Source organism: Ensifer sp. NM-2 (assembly GCF_003024455.1).
GTDB classification, from domain to species: Bacteria; Pseudomonadota; Alphaproteobacteria; order Rhizobiales; family Rhizobiaceae; genus Ensifer; species Ensifer canadensis.
In genome coordinates, this window is the sequence record NZ_PVZR01000035.1 from 1 (window position 1) to 21,863 (window position 21,863).

Here is a 21,863-nt window from a genome sequence, read left to right on the forward strand (position 1 = left end):
CGCAGTAAGTCTCTGAGATCAAGCGCGAGGACATTCTCTTTGAGATCATAAATCCTAAGTATCGCCATGACGTCCCCCTGACGGCAGGATTCGCATTGGCAGCAGCACTTTGTCAACAGGACCTAATACAGCCGGAGATAACAAACCTGTTCATGGCGGGGTATACTGGCCGCGACGCGGAGTTTGTGAAGCGGCACATCGCCGAGCATGTTCTTGGCATAGTCGAGGGAGACACCACTTACCATCAGTTCAATCGAAGTACCCATAGGTCAGATCTTATCCGCTCCGGAATCCCTGCGAGCCTGTGGCACGATCTCCTCGATCTTACGCCGCTGCTCCGCATGTTTCTCTGGGTTCCTGGCTTTCAGCTTTTCGAGGTTGAGAAGCTTCCAGCGGACGGCGGGCAGCTCGGCCGCCTGGGGCAGGCCGATTGCTTTGAAATCTGGTTCGCCATCGTGGAGTGACAGCAGGAAGCGCATCGCCTTGTCGTCGAGCTTTGCGCGAAGGCCTCGTGCCGGGCAATGTAGGGAAGGGTCCGCACCAGGAGGTCGACTTGGCGCAGGTATTGGTCACGGGCCATTCGGGGTCTCCTTTGGCATCAAGTCGGCCGGGATCGTGATGCGGTAGATGGGGTGCAGCCGGCCGCCCGGTGTCAGCGCCCGGTCGCCCTTGCCTAGATCGACGGACGAGATGTCGATGTGGCGGCGCCAGGCATGATTATGCTTGTCGGCAAATACGAAGAAGAGGCGCTTGGTTTTGACGCTGCGGCATAGGGTGAGGAGCGTCGTTAGCAATCTCGGGCGCAGATTGGCCAGGCTCTCGAAGGCCATGTCGACCTTGTGAAAGCTTTCTTCTTTTGGGACCTCGTCGAGCATTTCGAGGATCGCGCGTTCGGGTGAGGACATTGGCATCGGCCAGCGCCACGGGCTCTGTGCCAGCTCCGGATCCTCGTCGTTGGAAAGGTCGAAATCCGCGTTTTCGACGCCAGTCGCTCCTTCGCCGAACAGGACGTTGCTCCTGGTCTTCACATCGGCGTCCGTCCGCAGCTTCGATAGCCATGTCGGGATATCGGATCCGTAGAGATAGAGGGCGAATTCGCCGCCGAACGACAGGTAATGAGCATGTCCCCCGTAAGGAGAGGGAGCTCGCCCCGCCGACATGAAATTTATGCCGCATGAGCCAGACGGCCGAGAGCAGGGGTATTTTCCAGCCTCCGACGGCTTCTGGATTGGTGTCTGAGGAAAACGGGCGGCGGTACACGCCGGACATGACCGGCTCGAGCCAGCCCTGTTTGAGATAGCCTGAGACGGACTGCCGCGAGATGGCATGACGAGCCATCCACCCAGAATCCACCAGGAAGCCGGGGGGGACTTGCTGGAGGAGTTGCTTTAGTTTTGTCATCGTCCACTCACGTTTGACATTATGGCATAAAAGTAAAGCTCGGGCCACTCCAGCTTTACAAAGATGGAAACTTGTCAATCTAGGATTGACCGGACTCACCGATCTCAAAGCGGGAGTTGGGTGGGCATCCCCCTTCAGGCCGCGCTGTTGTCAGAGCTGAAGCCCCGCGTGTCATCCCATGCGGGCGGCCATTGCGGAACCTCTTGCCGGGGCTAGTCGACCCCGGTTCCAGCCTTTCAGGCAGCGCTATGCTGAACCCCTTTGCGTGGGGATCAGCAATAGCTTGCCGGTGGTCGACCGGCTTTCCATGTCGGCATGAGCACGGGCGGCATCAGAAAGCGCGTAGGTTCCACCGACGTGCAGCTTGAGCGACCCATCGTGAATCCAACGGAACAACTGCTCGGTGCGGGCGCGAAGAAGTTCGGGCGTACTGATGTGATCGAAGAATGTCGCATAGCCGATCTTGATGCTCTTGGGCAGGCTCATGATGTCGAGTGGCCCCGGACCGCCAAGCACCGGCCCATACCAGCAGAATGTGCCGGAGCGACGAAGTGCTGCGAGCGACCCCTGAAAGGTCTTGGGACCGGAACCGTCATAGACGACGCTTGCACCTTCTCCCCCGGTGAGACGCAAAACTTCAGCGGCAAACTTCCCCTCCGTGTCGACGATAACGTGGTTCGCGCCAGCCGCTTTTGCGACGTCCACCTTGTCGGTCGACGAAACGCGGCCGATCACATGTCCACCCCTTAGCCGGACGATCTGTGTCAGCAGCAGGCCGACGCCACCCGCCGCAGCATGCACGAGTGCGGTGTCTCCAGGCTGGATCGGGTAGAAATCGGTGGCGAAGTGGCTCGCGGTCAATCCTTGCATCATGAGGGAGGCTGCTGTCTTGTCATCGATAGTATCGGGAAGGCGCACGAGCGCATCCGTTGAGATCAGGACGTGCGAGGCATAGCTTCCTGGCGCGTAGACCCAGGCGACCCGGTCTCCGATAGCGAAACCATCGACCCCATCACCAAGCGCGACGATGCGTCCTGCACCCTCGACCCCGAGAATTTTCGGGTTGGGGCTGTCTGTCCACGCCATGCCCTGGCGCACGCCGATATCCATGAAGTTCACGCCTGCGGCCGCGACTTCGACCACCACATGCCCCGGGGTGGCGACCGGTTCCGGGAGAGCGACAAATTCCATCACCTCGGTGCCACCGATTTCATTCATAACCACGGCTCTCATGATCTTCCTTTCTTGACTGATCATTCCAGAAACAAGCAAAAAATTTTGCCCTCATGTCACTACCCGAAGCGCGATCCTGGCTAGGGTCTTGAGCTCTTTTGGCCCCGCGCCGCCGCGCGCAGCGATGCGGATGCCGGCAACATTGGCGAAGAGGAAATCGGCAGTCTCTTCCGTGGAAAGCGTTGCGTCGAGATCCCCTTGCGCCTGAGCCTCGCTGATGCGTTGCTTGGCGGCATGCTTCAATCGCCGATCAGCAGCCTGATGAATTGCCGTTAGGTCAGGTCGGTTCTGGCCGAACTCGCAGACCGAGTTCACGCCAAGACAGGCCCGTGAAGCATTTTCGACCACTCGGTCCATCATCGCCCGAATGCCGTCCTGGGCACGCGGCGCACCGCGCAGCATGGCGATGTGGGCCTCCGTTTCCGCAGCGGCGTAGCGTTCGACAGCAAGGCAGTAGAGCTTCCACTTGTCGCCGAACGTATCATAAAGACTCTGCCGGCCAATCTTCATCGCACGGACGAGCATTTGGGTGGACGTGCCTTCGAAACCGTGTTCGCGAAACACCTCGATGGCGTCATCCAGCGCCTGCTCTCGATCGAATTCCTTGTTCCTTGCCATGGATGCGATTTAGGTATTCTGGAACGATCTGTCAAGAAAAGAATACGGCGAACGCTCGGGTAACTCCTTTAGAGCGTTGACTATGACATTTCAGGTTCGGTGGTTTGATTCCGTTCAAGGCGAGGGATAGGAGACATCCTTGCTGCCGGCCTTCTGGTCGTCGAGTGATCTGAACGCCCGAGGAGCGTCAGGAGTGGATACTTGGTCAGTGCGACCCAAGCGTCTCGATTGGGGCCGGAGAACGAACCCGCTGCGCGGGAGGGCGTCCGCGGTTGAAATAGAGGACAGAGGCTGGAGGTCGCGCCTGGGTTGAACGTCGTCCGGCAAGGGCGGAACATGACGAGCTTCTTTGCAGCCATTAGGCGCCTCGGGCTTTGCATCACGCTGCATCATAACGGCTTCGCATGGACGAAAACTAGAACTTTAGGACTTTGGCAATTTCAAATGCCAATTGATCTTGCGTGTAGGGCTTGCCAAGACGTGGTAAATCTATTCCAGCACCGGGAGGCAGATCGGCGTAGCCGGTTGCAACCAGAATAGGAAGCGCAGGGTTGATTTCCAATGCTGCCTTTGCGAGTTGCGCGCCATTCATCCCCGGCATCGAATAATCCGTAATCATCAGATCGATCTGATCGCCTCCACCCAGAAGCTCCAGAGCCCTTGCGCCCGAATTTGCCTCAAGGACCTCATGGCCGAGATCTTCCAACATATCGACGGTGCTCATGGCGATAAGCGCGTCGTCGTCAACCACCAGAATCTTTGCTCTTGCTGTCACGCCCGGCTGGGCTGGCGTCAGGTCCATCCCCTTATCCTCTATTTTCTGTGTCGTGGAAGGAAACCAGATTTCCGCTTTGGTTCCGTGCCCAGGCGCGCTGAACAACTGGAATTTGCCGTTCAACTGGACAGCAAGCCCATGAATCATCGATAAACCCAAGCCAGTACCCTTCCCCAATTCCTTGGTGGAGAAAAAGGGGTCAATCGCTTTCTTGAGCGTTTCGCCATCCATTCCATGCCCGGTATCTGTTACTGAAATCCGAACGTAGGATCCCAAAGCTAGCCTATCCTCGGGCATTGATTGAGCAAGATCGAGTTCCACCACGAGTGACCCACCGTCCGGCATCGCGTCGCGCGCATTCACAGCCAGGTTGAGCAAAGCAAGTTCCACCTGATTGCCGTCCACCAGCGCGTGCGGCAGCCCGTTGGTCAAATTCAATCGCAGAGCAATCGCCGAGCCGATGGAACGCTCCAAAAGATCAGTCATGCCGCGGATGAGTTTTTCCAGATCAACGGGTTCGACCTGAAGATCCTGTCGCCTGGCGAAGGCGAGCAGGCGCTGCGTCAGCGCCGCACCACGACGGGCGCCCTGCATCGCACCCTCCAGAAGCCTTGCCGCCTTTGGGTTGTTTGCCAGGTGCTTTCTCAACAGGTCGAGATTGCCCATGACGGCCATGAGAAGATTATTGAAATCGTGGGCAACACCGCCTGTGAGCTGTCCGATTGCCTCCATCTTCTGTGCGTGGCGCAAATGCTCCTCAGCCCGTTCCCGCTGCGCCACCTCAGCCAAGAGTGTATCATGCGCCCGGCTAAGCTCGGCCGTTCGCTGAGCCACGCGCTCTTCCAGTGTATCGTTCAGGTCCCGCAACTGGTCTTCGTAGCGTTTGCGGTCAGTGATGTCCGACGACACGCCAACCAAACGTTCGGGATGGCCGCTTTTGTCTGATACGACGCGAGCGCGGATTTCCGTCCAGTGAACGCTGCCGTCGGGCCATAGAGTGCGATGGTCTATGGCGTAGTCGCGGCCGCTATCGATGCTTTCCTTCACGGCGTTGAGGACGCGCTCCTTGTCATCCCCGTGGATACTTGAAAGCGCTTCCTCATAGGAAAAAGCCATAGTGGCCGGACGTCCGAAAATTGCCTTGCACGTGTCGGACGCCGCAAACCGCATGCTGTCCAATTCAAGTTCCCAGGTTCCGAGCCGGCCGGCAAGAAGCGCTGTTTGAAGACGCGATTCTCCTTCGCGAAGCTCTTCAATCCGAGCGCGTGCCTCGTACTGGCGTCGCCGTCCCCTAATTGCGGTGCGGGCCACGCTGGCAAAAGTGACAGCATTGAATGGCCGCTCCAGGAACGTCACGTTACCGAAAAGCTCCGACAGTCTTGCCGCCGCAGGGTTGCGTTCGGGGCTACCGCCGCGATGGGTTAGAATAATGAATGGAAGATCGGACCAGCTAGGCTGGTTGTTTATCCAGGAAGTTATCTGCCGCAGATCGGGAAACCGAAGAGCCTCCTCCGTTGCAACCGCAAAAAAGGTATCGTCATTGAGCGATTGAGCGAATTGAGGAAGATCACTCGCTATCGCACAAGCGATGCCAATTTCCCCCAGCAGCCTGTTTGCGACATCCGCGTCTCGCCCCTGCGGAGTGAAGACCAAGGCCAGTGATGTTACCGGGTCAGGAATTTGCGTCACTCGCGCTTGAGGAATTCAGCAGCGGCCCTGGCGTGCCTACAAACGTCGGCACCCCCCTCAGCACACCTTGGAAACTGGACAGGGGTTCACCAAACGACAACCCCTTGTTGCCTATACCGAACTCGCGGATTGTGTCCTCGTGGTATCCGGTTCGCTTCTTGATGACGGAAACCGCCCGCCGCACCTTGCCGGCCGCCTCGAAATACCGGAGCAAAACAACGGTATCGGCCAAATAGGTCACATCCACAGGCGACTTCATATCGCCAACCAGGCCATGTTGAGCAACGGTCAGAAACGTATTGGTGCCCTGCCTGTTCAAATATTGAAGCAGCTCATGCATGTGGAGAATGAGTGCGTTCTCCTCCGGCATGGAGGCTTGATAGCCGTTGATACTGTCGATCACCACGGTCTTTGCCTGGGCACTATCCACACGCTCACGGACGCGATGGGCAAACTCACCAGGAGAAAGTTCCGCTGCATCAAGTTGCTCGATATGGAGATCACCCGACTCTCGCATCGTCTCCAGATCGATCCCCATGGCACGCATGCGTGAAAACAACAGACCGAGTTCTTCATCGAAAACAAAGACAGCCGCCTTCTGCCCCCTTCGAATAGTCGATGCCACGAACTGAAACGCAAAGGTGCTTTTACCGGTACCTGCGGGGCCTAAGATCAGCGTGCTGGATCCCAGTTCAACACCCCCACCCAGCAGCGCGTCAAGCGCAGGGATCCCGCTGCTCAACGACACGCGTGCAAAATTCGTCCGGTGTTCAGAAGCTACGAGACGAGGGTAGACAACAACACCACCGGTCTTGATCGTGAAATCGTGATAACCGCCTCGAAACGCCTGACCGCGATATTTCATTACCCGCAGTCTGCGGCGTTCCGGACCGTAATTAGGAGCCAGCTCTTCAAGATGAATGACGCCGTGAACGACACTGTGCACGGTCTTGTCCAAGGTATCCGAGGTCAAGTCATCGAGAAGCAGGACTGTTACGCTTTGCCGGGCGAAAAAGTGTTTTAACGCAAGAATTTGCCGACGATACCTGAGAGAGCTCTGTGCCAAAAGTCGGATTTCCGACAAACTGTCGAGAACAACGCGGCTCGGCTTTACACGCTCGAATGCCTCCAGGATCAGTTTTAGGGTTTCGCCGAGCTCGAGGTCTGAGGAGTACAGCAGGCTCTGTTGCCTGTCGTCGTCAAGAAGCGTTTCGGGAGGGGCAAGCTCGAAAACCTCAATGCTTTCATCGATTGTCAGACCATGCGACGCCGCACCCGCGCGCAATTCGCGTTCGGTTTCCGATAATGTGATGTAGAGGCCTCGCTCGCCAACCTCACTCCCTTGGATAAGAAATTGCAGGGCGATAGTTGTTTTCCCTGTGCCAGGATTTCCTTCCAGCAAAAACACGTGCCCTTTGGAAAGCCCGCCGACCAAGATGTCATCCAGCCCGGATACTCCCGTTTGCGCCTTTTCCACGTTGGGGTCTTCACTCATTCACTGCCCTCATTGTTCGTGCACTGCCCTCTTTATTCGTGCCGAAAGAACTAGGGCAAAGGAGCGATCTTTCAACTTCAAGGCTTGCCCCTTTCCGGTCATCCTTCCGGCATCCAATTTCCGGCAGGCCACTGCCCGCGCCGGAAACAAGCGCGATGTCCCGCCGTTTTAGCGGACAGTCACATACAAAGGGAGGATGATCCCATTGGCGTTGAACAAGCCCCAACGAAGTGGCGACTAGGGGGCCGAAGGCTTCCGGGCTCCGAGTTTCGAAAGCAGACCTTGAGCCTGGCGGGCGCGTGATCTGACGCGAAGTGGACCTTCGGTCGCCCTCGGCTGAACGCACGCGCCGACGCCCCCTTCGTAAGTCCGAAATCCTTGGTTTCAGTCCCATCATTTCAGCTATAAGGTGGGAGACATCGCCCAAAGGGGATTCAAGGCATATGCCCCCAGAGAAGAAGGACCGTTCGCCTGTTGCGCTGGAACAGCGCGACGTAAGCGCCGACCAGCGCATGTTCTCGCCTTCCGTTGCGCGAAATTCGGCGCCGATCCTCGCGGTCCTAAAACGTGTCCTTCCAACACATGGCGCCGTGCTGGAGATTGGATGCGGGACCGGCGAGCACGCCGTGTGTTTTGCGGGAGCAATGCCCAACCTCACCTGGCAGCCGAGCGATCCGGATGCCGACGCCCGCACCAGCACGTCTAGCTGGATCGAATTCGCAGGGCTGAAGAATGTGCTGGTCCCGCGGGATATTGATGTGTGCTCAGGACACTGGGGCGTCGAACAAACGGGGCATTTTGACGCCATCGTGTCGATCAATATGATCCATATCGCGCCATGGGCGGCAAGCTTAGGATTGTTCGCAGGAGCTGGCCGTTTGCTTCACGCTGGTGGGCTTCTTCTTCTCTACGGCCCATTCATGCGCGACGGGGCACACAACGCCCCCTCGAACGCTGCTTTCGACGCGGCTCTAAAGGAGCGCAACCCATCTTGGGGTGTGCGTGATATCGCTGATCTTGAACAAGTGGGTGAGGCCGCTGGACTTAATCTCCGCGAGACGATCGAGATGCCTACCAACAATATGTTGCTGGTCTTCTCCAGCGGTGGTGCCTGAACGACAATCGTCCCAGGTGCCCATGCGACGAGAAATGGGAGGACGCGTCGTGTCAGTCGCCACTGAGCCGCTGCTGGGCGTTGCCAAGGAGATGCGCTCGGTTTTGGCCTTTGGTCAGCGGGTCCTGGAGGGTAGTGGCCTTGGTCCGGACACCTGTGACTTCATGTTCGGTACCCCCAGGAACGGTCGCATGGGGCGAAGCAGAAATGTATCCGGTTCGTGGAGAGCTGCTGCGCGAAGGTGATGACTACTGTTAGTGGCGCAACTTCGACCTCCAGCGTGGTCGACGGCAAGTCTGCTTTCAGGCGGCGGCAGCTCACCTCAACGGACGACAGGCGGGGAGGCGCATTGCGGACTGACGGCCTATCACCAAAAGGGACTAATGCTAGATCATCGGAGGCTTCAGAAGCGCGCCAATCCGCGAGATACTAACCGAGGGAATAAAATCGAAGTCGGCGCAGATGGCCATCGCCTGATCTTTGGTCAATCCCGCTGTCGAGGTAACGTTCGTGTCACCGTTGCCAACAGCCCAAGCACTCTCCCACAGCACCGCCAGCAAGTGGGCGCCGCTCTGCATGTTCTTGACGGTCTTGTTACCGAACTTTCGCCATAGGTGCTCCGCTCGCTCCTTCGGCTTGCCCAAAAAGCTGCCGAACTCGTTGACGACCGCCATCGGCGGAATTGAGGTGAAGGTCTTGCGCATCATCTCAACGGTTAGCTTGGCGGCCTCGAAACCGGTCGTAATCATCTCCTCAGCTTCGGTTTTTGGGGTGTTGAGAAGACCAGCCAGGACCTTCTCACGGAAGGCGCTGATCATGGTGTCTTCATATCCCCCATGGACGCCTTTGCCGAAACGTCTCATCTCCGTCTGGCCCTTCCGCTCGCCGCGCGTGAAGGTGTACTCGACCAGACGAAGCGGATCACCGTCATGCAGATATGAGATATGGAGCGGCTGGCACGCATCCCCAATGTAGTGAGTGAGCGTGCCCGCAGCACACACGAACTCTCGGGGCTTGTCGGCGGCGGCGAACTCGACCATCGCGTCGAATGTTTGCCAGACCCGGAAAGGCAGCAACCCGCGATACTTTTCGGCTATCGCGTCGCCGCTCTCAAGATCGGTGACTGAGTCGTAGAAGGCTGCCCATTTTCGGGGGTCGATGAACGTTGTCGGGTCGTCCCTACAAAGTTCCAGGAGAGTCTTTCCATTGGGATCGGGCTGATCCATGTCGGCGAAATGATTGGGCCCCTCGAAGGTGCGGGCGAATCCCTGCTTCGCGATACGTGGCTTCCAATAGAAGTCCGGCACATCCGCCAGTGCCACAAAATCCGCAGAACCCATTCCCGAGAACTCCCCCGCGAGGATGGTGGCGTCATCGTGACTGATGATGTCGGCATTGTTTTTCATCAGCGTGTTGAGTTTCGGCGACCGGTTCGACAGCGCGACCTGGGCGCGATTGGCGATCGAGAAGTGACCGATGGCACTCCATGTGTCGGGCTGATCGAGATTCCAGTTGCGGACCGGGTCGACGCCTAGCTCGGCACACACGCGCGACAGGAGCGTTGCCAATACATAGCTCTGCGGGCGCGCTTCGCCGGCCGAATAGAGCATGTTTCGGCCCCACTGCATGGCCAGCGGCTGGTAGTCCTTGTGCTTGGCCTTGGACTTAGGCGATTTGCCCTCGTCGTCTGGCTCGAGAAGCCAGAGTGTTCCTGAATCACCGGGGTGGGTTGCGAACGTTGAGTCTTTCGCCTTGTTGGCCTCAGCAGGACGGGGGCCAATGAGCAGGTCAGCGACGTACTCAAACCCGCCATTGGTCTTGTAGCGGTAGAAGAGTGCGGCTATCTCGCCCTCCATCTCACCGCTTGCGGCACCGGTACCACGAACGTCGCGACCGATGAGCGCCAACGAAATGGTATGGACTGAGAGGTCGACCATCTTTCCCATTTGGCCGACATGGCGGATTTCGGCGGTCCAACGGTCGAGATTGTCGATGTCGATGAGGCCGACATCGAGATTGACGTAGACGTCGCGGCCCGGCCAGCCGGGGTAGTGCGTCGTGAACAAGGCGCGCGTCAAATGCTTCTCGGAGCTCACGCCAATGCGCTGTTCCTTACCGCCTAGCCGCGAATAGATAATTTCACCCGCTTCGCCGGCGACATGTCGGTTCGTGAGGGCATAGACGGTGTGACCATCGCTCACCAGGCACGCGATCGTGGCAGCGTACTCCTGGCCCTGGTTGCGCGCGATGACGGGCCACCCGCCGCCGATATTGTTGACGGGAAAGACCGTGCTGAGCGGACGCGTCTCGTTCCGGCTTTCCTTGGGCGCTTCAATCACGCACACCGGGACGCTGCGGCCATCCGGCAGGTATAGCGTCTTCGGCACTAGGTCGCCTGGCTCTAGCTCTTTTTCTGTAACCCAGCGTTCGACGAAAACGAGTATCGCTGGCCAGGAGTAGTAGCGAATTTGCGAGTTCGCGAGCGTGCGCGCGTAAGTGCCGTGGACTTTGCCCTCGCTGCGCTCGGTCGGCCAGCTATCTTTGGTGCGGATGCGGTAGAGGCCGATAGCTGTCGCGATCACGTTCGCGTGGCGCATGAGGTGGATGTGGTACTGGTCTCGTGCATCGAGAAGATCGCGCAACGAGAGTTGGTCATGGGCTCGATCAAGACGTTTCGTAGCCATGCTGCCCCCAGCAGAATTGCGATTCTAGTATCGCCTCAACAACTCTCGCCGTCTAGGCCAATGTCTCATGTGTTCCACGGTTGCATTTGGATTTAGTATTAATGGTCACTCGCAAGGTAACCCTGTCACACTCCCTTTTCAAATGTGGCCATTGGCGAAGCAGACCGTCGGCCTTTCAGAACTCTATCGCGTGCTATGAACGACCAACTTGAGGGCGCAATGCTGCGTTCACAGACTTAAGCGTGGACGTCGCCTTAGAGGCGGACAGAATCGCGCTCACACCAGATCGCATAATGTATCAACGGGAATAAGGCGATTTGGCCTCGTGCAGTTCAGCTGGAGGAGGCGAGCCGTGGGTGTGGCAACCGGGGGCGGGCATTCAGCGGTGCCAGTCAGGGACAGTTGCCAGTTTGATGTCCCGCCAGCAAAGGTTTGGCGCACCGTGCACTACGGCGTCTGCTGCTTCCGTTTTTCCTCGTCGTATGCGCGGTGGTCAACCAATTTGCTATGGGAGAACTTCGACCGTAACCGGCCGGTCCGTAAGCTTCTCGAGAGTTGCCGGCGACGCCTTATAGGTCCCGATGTGAAGCGTCTGGTCTGAGTAATCGATGCCGGCTGTATTGTAGTAAAAGCCGAGGTTTCCCCACGGGACGAAGTAGATGAGGTCGCCGTCTTCGGGGTCGGATCCGGGCGAGCCGATGTGCTTGAGCTTACGGGGCAGATAGCTGATTTTTTCGCGGCCGGCGAATTCCTCAAGCTTGAGTGTGAGCGGCAGCATCGAAAGGAAGTCGCGCACTATTGGACTGTCTTCGCCGACTGTTACGTCTACCGTCGTTGCACCATCGGTGAACCGCACGACCGTACCGATCACTGAAGTCGGATTGCGATCCTTTGTTTGAGCAAAGGACATGGTGGGCATTGCGACCGAATGGGCTGCGAGCAAGAGTGCAACGATTTGACGATTGAAGCGCGACATTCTTTCGTTCTCTCGGTTGGCACCGGCTCACTGTTTCCGGTGCGACATGATCGGGATCGAGGGGCTTTCGTTCCTGCTCAAGCCTTTCGACACCGACCAATATAAACGGTCGAGCAGCATCCGATTACCTCTGCCACTTCGCTTGCCGTCATGGGCCCAGTTCATGAGTCCCGCTCAGTCGAGCGAAGATCATCAGCCGACTGATCGATCCGTTTCATAAGCGCATGCGCATTTCCGGCGCTAATCGCGCAGCCAGATCGAAGGTACTGTCTCTACCAGGTTGATCGTTGACCGCCAGCAATCGCCGCGAAGCCATGCAACCCACGAGATGATCGATGAGAACCCATTTTGAGCCAGTGTCGAAGCCTTGGACGACAACGTCGCGATGCGTTGCGCTTCTCCTGGCGCGCGCCCGACGCCGCCTGGCTGGCAAGGCAACCGGCCCCTTGGTCTCCGCGGAGGCGCTCGGCGATGCTATCGATCGTGAAGTAAAAGAGGGCCTGGCCTACATGTTCTGGGGCCGGCTGGTCGCCCTCGGAACGCTCGCCCTGGGGGCGGTCCTTGCCGTGCCACTCGACCGTTCGGGCCTATATGTAGCTGCCATCGTGGCTTTCGGGTTGCTCAATGCTCTTTCCTTTGGCTTGGCACGCAGCAGTCGCTTTGCGACAGTGGCGACATGGTCGTTCGTCGTCATCGACGCAGCGATATTGACTTACATCTTTGTCACGCCTTCGCCGTTTGCCGTCGAAGGCTGGACGTCCCAGCTCAATCTTCGCCTGCCGAATTTCCTGTATCTAGGTGTGTTTCTGGTGAGCATGGCGCTCACCTACTCGCCAGCCCTCGTCGTCTGGAGTGGCGCGGTTACCATCGTCGTCTGGACCATCGCCTACTGCTGGGTCGCAACGCGGCCCGATTCCATCGCCTATGGGAGAGATTTGCTCGATGGCGGGTTGAGTGATGCTGAGATCATTGCGCTGGTGCTCGATCCGCGCTCCGTGAGCCTGATAAATCTCTCTTATCAGACGATGTTCTTGGTGCTCGTGACGATCATTCTCGCGATCGCTGTTTGGCGCTCGCGCCGGCTTGTTCGCAAGCAGGTCGCGGCGGAGGCCCAGCGCAGCGCCTTATCGCGCTACTTCTCCCCGAACATCGTCCGCGAGTTGTCTAGCGGGACTAGCGGATTTGGAGAGCCTTCGCTCCAGACGGCCGCGATCCTCTTTGCCGATATGGTGGGATTCACCAGGATTTCGGAGGGGCTTGCACCAGAGGATCTCGTTAAACTGCTGAAGGAGTATCACGCACGTCTGGCGACGGTTGCCTTTGCCCACGGCGGGACCGTGGACAAGTACATCGGAGACGAAATCATGGTGCATTTTGGCACCCCTCGTCCCCGGAAGGACGATGCCGCGCGAGCGCTCGCTTGCGCGCGGGACATGCTGGAGCAGGTCCGGCAGTGGAACGAGCAGCGGCTCGCTTCTGGCGAATACCCAATCGAGGTCGGCATCGGCGTCCATTACGGCGAGGTCATCGTCGGAAACATCGGAGACGAGCGTCGCCTCGAATACACGGTGCTGGGCGATACGGTGAATGTTGCGAGCAGGCTCGAACGGTTGACGCGCAAGATCGGGACGTCCCTTGCGATCAGCGAGGATCTGCTGATCGCGGCACGGGCGCAAAGCGCGACGAATCTAGCGCCCACAATCGAGGAGCTGCAGGCCGATCAGATGCACTTCGTGCGCGGGCGTCGGCGACCGATCGTCGTCTGGTACCTTCCGCGGGCGCACAAGCAGGAAAGGCGAGGGGTAGCCAGCCGCCGCCAGCACTCGGTCCCGTCACAGTCGAAGCAAGTGGATCGAATCCTTCCTGTTACCGGAACTACGACCTTTGATATCTCAAAGCGTCTACCACCACCTTGAACGCCGGCGAGTTCTGATGCCGGCTTGGATAGTAGATATAGTAGCCGGGGAAGGGCGGCGACCAGTCGGAAAGCAGCGCGACCAGACATCCCGCTTCGATATGATCAGTCGCCAGATCCTCCGGCAAGAAGGCTATCCCATGACCTGCAAGCGCGGCGTCTACCATGGGATAGGACGTGTTGAACGTAAGTTGCCCGTCGATTCTGACGCGAAGCTCCTGGCCGTTCTTCTCAAACTCCCAGATATAGAGACCCCCGCCGGTTGCCCGGCGCATGTTGATGCAGTCGTGCTGCATCAAATCCTGTGGATGCTCCGGGATCGGCCGATCTGCAAGATACCGCGGAGAGGCCACGGCGAGCATCCGCCAGTCGGGTCCGATCCTGACCGCGATCATGTCCTTTTCGATGCTTTCGCCGAGCCGAACACCTGCGTCGAAGCCGTCTTCGACGATGTTGCGCAGGCCATTGTCACGACTGAGCTCAATCTTGATATCAGGGTACTTCGACAGGATCGGTTTCAGCTTGGGCCAGACGATGGTTTCGAGCGCATGATCCGACAGGGTGATCCTGATCGTACCCGACGGCGTGTCGCGCAACGCCGTAAGTGCCGCCAGATCGCTCCTGATGGCGGATATTCTCGGCGACAGCGAATGAAACAAGCGATCCCCGGCTTCAGTCAAGGCAACGCTTCGCGTCGTCCTGGTCAGCAGTCTCAGCCCCATCCGGGTTTCGAGCCGCTTGATGGTGTGACTGAGCGTCGACTGGGTTATGCCAAGCTTGGCGGCTGCCTTGGTGAAGTTGCGCTCCTCGGCAACGGCGAGGAACCATAGCAGGTCATTGAAGTCTTCTTTGGCCATCGATTTTCGCTTGGTCCGCCTCGGTCGATTTATGGTGCGTGTCGATAAATGTAAGCGAAGCATGGCGTCTAATCCATAGCCGTCTCCTTTGTTAGCGTCTGTGCTGAGACAGTTTCGTTCGAGATCGTCGTGCGCATCCTAAGGAGACCGCCATGGAACTCACCATCAATGGGGCCAAACACCAGGTCGACATCGAACCCGACACACCGCTGCTTTGGGTTCTCCGCGACGAGCTTGGAATGACGGGCACGAAATATGGTTGCGGCCTCGCTCAATGCGGCGCCTGCACGGTGCTTGTCGAAGGGCAGGCAACGCGGTCTTGCGTCACGCCGGTCGACAGCGTCGCCGGCACTGAAATCATGACGATCGAAGCTGTTGTTGATGATCCGGTCGGCCAGAAGGTCGTCGAGGCCTGGGTCACCAACCGGGTCGCCCAATGCGGCTATTGCCAGTCCGGCCAGGTCATGGCTGCCACCGCGCTTCTGAAGCAAACGCCCAAGCCCACTGATGACGACATTGCCGGCGCAATGGTCAATCTCTGTCGCTGTGGCACCTACAATGCAATCGCCGCGGCCGTCCGCGACGCTGCTCAAGCTTGATCGGAGGTGCATCATGAATGACATGACACCCATCATTCCCGAAGCTCAGGCCACCGAGAACGGCAAACCCTTCAAGGTATCCCGACGCGGCTTTCTTGGCGCATCGCTCGGCGCGCTTGTTCTTGGCGTGACGCTTCCGGCGGCTCGAACCCGCGCGCTGGCGGCTGCTCCGACGTCCGTCACGCCAGGTTCCCGGGTTGCGGCATTCCTGGAAATCCGGCCCGACAGCACGGTACTTTTCCGCAGTGCCTTCATTGAAGGAGGCCAGGGGATCTTTACCGCCATGGCGCAGATCGTCGGCGAGGAACTGGACGTCGACCCCGCGAACTTCGTCGTGGAAGGCGCTCCCCCCGGCCCGGATTATCTCCTGACCGGTGGCGGGCGGTTCACGGGCGGCAGCATGTCGGTCCGCATGAGCTACGACACGATGCGCAAGCTCGGTGCATCCGCTCGGCATATGCTGCTGCAGGCGGCCGCGGCAAGGCTTGGCGTGCCTGCGTCCGAGCTTTCGACAGAACCTGGGAGGGTGGTCCACGCCGCTTCGGGTCGCGCAGTTCCCTATGGCGAGATAGCCGACGAAGCAGCAAATTTGCCGTTGCCGGCTGATGTCACCCTCCGTGATCGGGCAAACTTCCGCTGGATTGGCAAACCTTTCGCGCGGCTTGACGCGCGCGACAAGTCGACGGGCAAGGCGAAGTACTCGATCGACCAAACGATCGACGGCATGCTCTATGCGGCCGTCCAGCACAGCCCGCGCCTGGGCGGCGAGCCCGAAGTGATGCAGAACGAAGCGGACGTGCGTGGCATGCCCGGCGTTCACTCCATCCAAAAGCTACCCGGCGCTGTTGCAGTGGTCGCCAACAGTTGGTGGCGTGCGCGCCGCGCTGTCGAGGCTTTGCAGGTGAGTTGGACAGAGGCTGCTTCCGGGATGTCGCACCCCATGCCGGCGGACTTCTCTTCCGAAGCGCATATGGCGAAGTTGAAAGCCACATCCGGCGATGGCGTAGCCTTCGAAACGGAGGGCGATGCGGCTGGCACGCTTGCGGGAGCGGCGCGTGTGATCGAAGCGGTCTATGACGCACCCTATCTCGTGCATGGACAGCTTGAACCGCCATCGGCGCTCGCGCGCTGGAACGAGGACGGCTCTCTCGAGCTATGGCTCCCCAACCAGGCACCGGAGATGTTCCAGGCCGATGCCGCGAAGGTCGCCGGCATCGCACCAGAAAAGGTCATTATCCACTCACCGATGCTGGGCGGTTTCTTCGGACGCCACTTTCTCTATCAGACGGCGAACCCGTATCCCCAGGCAATTCTGCTTGCCAAGGCGGTTGGGCGCCCGATCAAGCTCCTCTGGAGCCGAGAGGAGGAATTCCTGCGCGATGCGCTCCGGCCGATGGCTGCAGTCCGTTTCCGCGGCGGAATTGATGCCAGCGGCACGCCGGTGGCACTCTCAGCCGTTGCGGTCGGAGAGGGGCCCACGGGACGGTGGTTCGGTCGCCAACCCGACAAGGTCGACAGTTCCGCCGTCGAGGGGATAGCCGGCAAGGTCTATGCGATCCCTAATCGACGTGTCGGCCAGATCCATGTTGACGACCCCGCGATCATCGGCTTTTGGCGTTCTGTCGGCCATTCGATGAACGACTTTTTCTACGAGACGTTCTTCGATGAGATGGCGGATGCAGGTCAGCAGGATCCTTACGAACTGCGACTTCGTCTCCTGGCCGGCAGCCCACGCCACAAGACGCTGCTTCAGGCCGTGGCCGATCTCTCCGGCGGCTGGAAGCGTGGACCGTTCGCAGCCGAAGACGGTACTCGGCGCGCCAGAGGCGTCGCTATGGCCTCGCCCTTTGGTAGCGAAGTGGCGACGATCGCCGAAGTGTCGTTGCGCGATGGTGAAATCGCCGTGCATGACGTTTGGGTGGCGATCGATCCCGGCAGCATCGTCAATCCTGCAATTATCGAAGCGCAGATGAACTCGGCCGTTGCCCTTGGACTTTCATCGGCTTTGCTTGAGGAAGTCGTCTACGTAGACGGCGTGCCGCAAGCACGAAACTACGACGGCTATCAGATCCTAACGCCAGACCGCATGCCGCGGGTTCATGTCCGGATCGTCGAGAGCGGCGCGCCCATGGGTGGTATTGGCGAGCCAGGTCTGCCCGGCGTTCCGCCGGCCGTAGCCAATGCCCTCTCAGTCCTCGCCGGCAAGCGTGTTCGAAGCCTGCCAATGTCCAAATTTGAGCTCAAGGAGGTTGACGGTTGAAGACACTCGTTCTGGCCTCTTTGGCTTCTCTCATCGTGGCCGGTAGTGTTGCGTCTGCCTGTTCCCAGGAGACGGATGCCGCGCCTGGAGCGCGGCTGTTCCAGCAACGCTGCGGCACATGCCATCAGATCGCCACCACTCGCAACGGCGTTGGGCCCCATCTGCAGGGGGTCGTCGGACGGACGGCCGGAAGTGATGAGGGCTTCAAGTATTCTCCCGCCCTCAAGGCATCGGGAGTGACCTGGACGACGGAAACGCTGGATACGTTCCTGACAAACCCGGGCGCGATGGTCCGGGGCACGCGGATGACGCAACGCTTCAACAACGCGGAAGAGCGGCGTGCGATCATCGAGTTCCTCGGCTCGCGCTAGGCACAGACAAGCATGCGGGGTGGCGGCGGCATTGCTCGGCGCCGCCACCACGCACTTCGTTGGTTCGCGGATTTATGCGCCTCTTCGATTAATGCAAGTGAACGATGTCGGCTAATTCGATTTCTTCCACCGTGCTAATCCGTTTCGCACGGGAGAAAACTCGCTGAATTGAAGGGCGAAACGAATGACCCACATGACGTATGAAGAGACACTGACGAGACCCGCCGCGGCCTGGGGCGCCGTCGTCTCGATGGCACTTTGTGTCGCGGTACTGATCGCTTCAGAGTTCATGCCCGTCAGTCTCCTGACGCCGATTGCAAGCGATCTTGTCATGACGGAAGGCCAGGCAGGACAGGCAATTTCGATATCCGGGCTGTTCGCCGTGGTGACGAGCCTGTTCATTGCAGGGATCACCCGGAGCATCGATCGCAAGGTTGTCCTGTCATCGTTCTCGGTCTTGCTGGTCGCTTCAGGCCTCATCGTCACATTTGCCCCGAACTACACAGTCTTGATGATCGGTCGTGCACTGCTTGGGATTGCAATTGGCGGCTTCTGGTCGATGTCCACCGCAATTGTCATGCGCCTCCTGCCCGCCACCGCTGTGCCAAAGGGGCTTGCGATATTGAACGCTGGGAACGCGATTGCGGCGACGATATCCGCACCGCTGGGCAGCTTTCTGGGCGACTACATTGGATGGCGCGGAGCATTTTTCTTCGTGGTGCCTTTGGCGCTGATCGCGCTTATCTGGCAGTGGCTGAGCATGCCCTTGCTGCCGCCGCGTCGACGGAGCGCCGCCGGCAATGTTTTCCGCCTGCTCAAGCGCAGACAAGTCGCGATCGGCATGACAGCAATCCTGCTGCTGTTCATGGGACAATTTGCGCTCTTCACCTATCTCAGACCCTTCCTCGAGTCCGTCGCCGGCTACTCCGTTTCCGCCTTGTCTCTGGTGCTCTTGTTAATGGGACTCGCCGGCGTGTTAGGAACCTGGAGCATCAGTTCGCTGCTTTCGACGCGCCTTTACCCGATCGTGATTGGTATTCCCCTTGTCATGGCAGCGATAGCTGCAATGCTGATTGCATTTGGCTCGGCGAAGATTGCCGTTGCGGCCCTCCTGATTGCCTGGGGCTTCTTTGGCACCGCCGCGCCCGTCGGCTGGGGAACCTGGTTGAGCAGGGTACTCCACGATGATGCAGAGGCAGGCGGGGGGCTGCAGGTCGCCGTCATCCAGTTTGCCATTACCATTGGCGCGGCTGCTGGCGGATTCCTGTTCGACTGGAGCGGATGGTGGAGTTCGTTCGCATTGGCAGCCATTTTCCTGCTTGGATCGTCGGCGGCAGCTTTTGCGGCGTGGATGGATTGGGAGCGTTCAAGATGAAACGGCAAGCCACCTCGATGACGCGCCGCACTCTGCTCGGCGCGGGTATCGTCGGCACGGCCTTGCCACATCTCGCATGGGCTGAGGAGCAGACACACATGAAGGCACGTTTCATCTTCGCTGATCACGACTTTACGGTGACACTAAATGACAATCCGTCTGCCCGTGACTTCGCCTCGATGCTTCCGCTGGATCTGGCGTTCTCGGATTTCTCCAACGAGAAAATCGCCTACCTGCCGCGCAAGCTCCATCTTGAAGCAAGAGGACCTTTCCCCAACGAGGCTGCAGGCGACCTCTGCTACTACATCCCGTGGGGCAATCTTGCCTTCTTCCACGGCGATTACATCTCAACGAGAGATCTCATTCGGCTCGGTCGCATTGATGGCGGCATCGAGCCGCTGCTCACGCGCGGCGAGTTTCCGCTTCGCGTCGAACGCCTGTCCTGACGCCATCGAAAGGGAGTGAAGCATGCTGGCTACGGTTCTGCACGGCAAAGGCGATATCCGTTGCGAGGAGGTCGCCGAACCAAAAATTCTCAAACCCACCGACGCCATCATCAAGTTGGCGGCGTCCTGTGTTTGCGGCTCCGACCTATGGCCCTACCGTGGGCTCCAGCCGGTGGGCGGGCCGACACACATGGGCCATGAATATTGCGGCGTCGTCGTCGAAGTCGGCGAAGACGTCAAGACGTTGAAGCCAGGCCAGTTCGTCGTGGGATCATTCTGCATTTCCGACAATACGTGCCCCCACTGCCGTTTCGGTTTTCCATCCTCCTGCGAACAGCGTGAGTTCATGTCTGGTGCGCAGGCGCCCTATGCCCGAATTCCGCTCGCTGATGGCACCTTGGTAGCGACCCCCGAAATACCGTCTGACGACCTTATCGCGAGCTTGCTGGCCGTTTCGGATGTCCTTGGTACCGGCTGGTATGCGGCCGATGCGGCGCGGGTACAGTCCGGGTCGACGGCCGTCGTCGTCGGCGACGGCGCGGTCGGTCTGATGGGCGTGCTCTCGGCCAAACAAATGGGGGCTGAAAAGATTATCGCCATGAGCCGGCACAAGACTCGTCAGAATCTCGCGCTCGAATACGGTGCCACGCATATCGTATCGGAACGAGGCGACGAAGGTGTCGCACGGGTCAAAGAGTTGACAGGCGGCGTCGGGGCTGAATCCGTTCTTGAATGCGTCGGAACGCAGGAGGCGATGACGCAGGCGATGAACTGCGCTCGTCCCGGGGGACACATCGGCTTTGTCGGCGTACCGCATGGTGTCCAGATCGATGGTCAGACCCTGTTCTTCGCCCAGAAGAGCCTGATGGGCGGCCCGGCTCCCGTCCGCCGCTATCTCCCCTATCTCATGGAACTTGTACTGAACTGTGAGATCAATCCGGGAAAGGTCTTCGATCTCGAGGTTCCTCTCGCTGACGTCGCCGAAGGTTACCGCGCGATGGATGAACGTCGCGCGATTAAGACCCTCCTACGAGTCTGAGAGCGAGGCATACAGCCGGGCGGGCTGCTCCGCCTGGCACTCTAACCTGGCGCCCAGGGGCGGTGGCCGTCCAATTCAGGGAACTGATGTGAACGACAATCCGCTTCTCATTTTGCCGACACCAGCCAGGGCGCTTCTAACGGACGACCCCATTGAACTCCTCAAGTTTGCCGCTGAAGCATTCAAGGACTCGCAGGTAGCGATCGCAACACTCGTTGAAATCCGGGGCGGTGCTGCGCGATCACTCGGCTCACAGGTGATTGTGCTCAGCGATGGTCGCTTTGCCGGGTACGTTTCTGGAGGGTGCGTCGAAGCTGCCGTCGCCGCTGAAGCACTGCTTGCCATGGCAGAGGGTCGCGATCGAACTGTGCGCTTCGGCGATGGATCTCCATTCCTCGACGTTGTGCTTCCGTGCGGAGGAGGGATTACGGTCGCTATCCACGTCATGCGGAGGATGGAAGAATTCGAGAGGGCGCTCGAATTCTTGAGGCTACGACAGGCGACCGCTCTCAGATACTCGCCCGCCAAACAAACGCTGGACCTGGTCGAACCGGTGGAGCGCGCGGGATGGCTCGGTGACGACTTCTTGATCATCTATCGCCCCTCTACGAAAGTCGTCATCTCAGGGCAGACGATCGAAGTGCGAAGCGTTGCGCGTCTGGCAGAATGTTCGGGGTTCGAGGTAACCGTTCTGGCACCGGAGAGGGGATTGCGTTTGATCGAAGACGTGGTCGATCCGTTTTCCGCTGTCCTGCTTCTACACCATGACCTCGAACAAGAGATGCCGGTTCTTGAGGCCGCGCTACGAACCTCATGCTTCTACCTTGGCGCTCTAGGGAGCAGGCGGACACATCAACTGCGCCTCAATCGGTTGCTGAGGCTAGGACACGGTCAACCCGAACTGGCACGCATCAAAGCACCGATAGGTCTGTTCGGCCCCGCCCGCGATTCTACTTCCCTGGCACTTTCAATCCTCGCGGATGTGGCAGCGTCCCGCTCGGCGGCGTTCGGATGAG

Annotated in this window: 18 protein-coding genes and 1 pseudogene; 9 read left to right on the forward strand and 10 right to left on the reverse strand. The window is 59.1% G+C overall.

Translation table 11 applies throughout. From position 1 onward, the window contains the following. Positions 1–269: 269 nt before the first annotated feature. From C6558_RS36340 to C6558_RS36365, 7 genes and pseudogenes are all read right to left on the reverse strand, one after another. Complete coding sequence (locus C6558_RS36340) at positions 270–479, reverse strand: hypothetical protein (protein WP_245449315.1); 210 nt, start codon at positions 477–479, stop codon at positions 270–272. Between the two features lie 90 nt (positions 480–569). Beyond that, the gene (locus C6558_RS36345; protein WP_245449317.1) at positions 570–1,160 is read right to left on the reverse strand and encodes a type IV toxin-antitoxin system AbiEi family antitoxin domain-containing protein; all 591 of its coding nucleotides are present in this window, start codon (positions 1,158–1,160) and stop codon (positions 570–572) included. A gap of 22 nt (positions 1,161–1,182) precedes the next feature. Next, positions 1,183–1,401, reverse strand: a pseudogene (locus tag C6558_RS41235) (AbiEi antitoxin N-terminal domain-containing protein); the annotation flags it as partial. Between the two features lie 246 nt (positions 1,402–1,647). Continuing rightward, the gene (locus tag C6558_RS36350) at positions 1,648–2,634 is read right to left on the reverse strand and encodes a quinone oxidoreductase (RefSeq protein WP_107028647.1); all 987 of its coding nucleotides are present in this window, start codon (positions 2,632–2,634) and stop codon (positions 1,648–1,650) included. A gap of 51 nt (positions 2,635–2,685) precedes the next feature. After that, complete coding sequence (locus C6558_RS36355; protein WP_025431036.1) at positions 2,686–3,252, reverse strand: TetR/AcrR family transcriptional regulator; 567 nt, start codon at positions 3,250–3,252, stop codon at positions 2,686–2,688. A gap of 415 nt (positions 3,253–3,667) precedes the next feature. Continuing rightward, positions 3,668–5,716, reverse strand: coding sequence for a hybrid sensor histidine kinase/response regulator (locus C6558_RS36360; RefSeq protein WP_057217468.1), 2,049 nt, complete (start codon positions 5,714–5,716; stop codon positions 3,668–3,670). Beyond that, positions 5,700–7,211 carry an ATPase domain-containing protein gene (locus C6558_RS36365; RefSeq protein WP_057217470.1) on the reverse strand — a complete coding sequence of 504 codons (1,512 nt, stop codon included), beginning with the start codon at positions 7,209–7,211 and terminating at the stop codon, positions 5,700–5,702. The genes C6558_RS36360 and C6558_RS36365 overlap by 17 nt, the downstream gene beginning before the upstream one ends. A gap of 443 nt (positions 7,212–7,654) precedes the next feature. On the opposite strand from C6558_RS36365, the gene C6558_RS36370 reads away from it, so the two are divergent. Beyond that, positions 7,655–8,326 (forward strand): DUF938 domain-containing protein, encoded by a 672-nt coding sequence (locus C6558_RS36370; RefSeq protein WP_057217472.1) that lies wholly within the window; start codon positions 7,655–7,657, stop codon positions 8,324–8,326. A gap of 385 nt (positions 8,327–8,711) precedes the next feature. On the opposite strand, the gene C6558_RS36375 is transcribed toward C6558_RS36370, so the two are convergent. Continuing rightward, complete coding sequence (locus C6558_RS36375) at positions 8,712–11,009, reverse strand: hypothetical protein (protein WP_107028612.1); 2,298 nt, start codon at positions 11,007–11,009, stop codon at positions 8,712–8,714. Between the two features lie 505 nt (positions 11,010–11,514). Next, positions 11,515–11,985 (reverse strand): cyclophilin-like fold protein, encoded by a 471-nt coding sequence (locus C6558_RS36380; protein WP_107028613.1) that lies wholly within the window; start codon positions 11,983–11,985, stop codon positions 11,515–11,517. A 446-nt stretch (positions 11,986–12,431) separates the two neighbouring features. Between C6558_RS36380 and C6558_RS36385 the strand changes: the two genes are divergently transcribed. After that, positions 12,432–13,901 (forward strand): adenylate/guanylate cyclase domain-containing protein, encoded by a 1,470-nt coding sequence (locus tag C6558_RS36385; RefSeq protein WP_158269001.1) that lies wholly within the window; start codon positions 12,432–12,434, stop codon positions 13,899–13,901. On the opposite strand, the gene C6558_RS36390 is transcribed toward C6558_RS36385, so the two are convergent. Beyond that, entirely contained in the window at positions 13,861–14,757 is an 897-nt protein-coding gene (locus C6558_RS36390) for a LysR family transcriptional regulator (protein ID WP_107028615.1), read from the reverse strand. The two genes, C6558_RS36385 and C6558_RS36390, sit on opposite strands and share 41 nt — an antisense overlap. 152 nt (positions 14,758–14,909) lie before the next feature. Between C6558_RS36390 and C6558_RS36395 the strand changes: the two genes are divergently transcribed. From C6558_RS36395 to C6558_RS36425, 7 genes are all read left to right on the forward strand, one after another. Further along, entirely contained in the window at positions 14,910–15,356 is a 447-nt protein-coding gene (locus tag C6558_RS36395; RefSeq protein ID WP_107028616.1) for a (2Fe-2S)-binding protein, read from the forward strand. 13 nt (positions 15,357–15,369) lie between these two features. Next, complete coding sequence (locus C6558_RS36400) at positions 15,370–17,616, forward strand: xanthine dehydrogenase family protein molybdopterin-binding subunit (RefSeq protein WP_107028617.1); 2,247 nt, start codon at positions 15,370–15,372, stop codon at positions 17,614–17,616. Next, on the forward strand, positions 17,613–17,987 hold the full coding sequence (locus C6558_RS36405) for a cytochrome c family protein (protein WP_107028618.1): 375 nt from the start codon (positions 17,613–17,615) through the stop codon (positions 17,985–17,987). Before C6558_RS36400 ends, C6558_RS36405 begins: the two co-directional genes overlap by 4 nt. 184 nt (positions 17,988–18,171) lie before the next feature. After that, positions 18,172–19,362 (forward strand): MFS transporter, encoded by a 1,191-nt coding sequence (locus C6558_RS36410; protein ID WP_107028619.1) that lies wholly within the window; start codon positions 18,172–18,174, stop codon positions 19,360–19,362. After that, the gene (locus tag C6558_RS36415; RefSeq protein WP_244494671.1) at positions 19,359–19,808 is read left to right on the forward strand and encodes a cyclophilin-like fold protein; all 450 of its coding nucleotides are present in this window, start codon (positions 19,359–19,361) and stop codon (positions 19,806–19,808) included. The genes C6558_RS36410 and C6558_RS36415 overlap by 4 nt, the downstream gene beginning before the upstream one ends. A gap of 22 nt (positions 19,809–19,830) precedes the next feature. After that, positions 19,831–20,847 (forward strand): zinc-dependent alcohol dehydrogenase family protein, encoded by a 1,017-nt coding sequence (locus tag C6558_RS36420; RefSeq protein ID WP_057215828.1) that lies wholly within the window; start codon positions 19,831–19,833, stop codon positions 20,845–20,847. Positions 20,848–20,935: 88 nt separating this feature from the next. Further along, positions 20,936–21,862 carry an XdhC family protein gene (locus C6558_RS36425; protein ID WP_245449319.1) on the forward strand — a complete coding sequence of 309 codons (927 nt, stop codon included), beginning with the start codon at positions 20,936–20,938 and terminating at the stop codon, positions 21,860–21,862. Position 21,863: the final 1 nt, after the last annotated feature.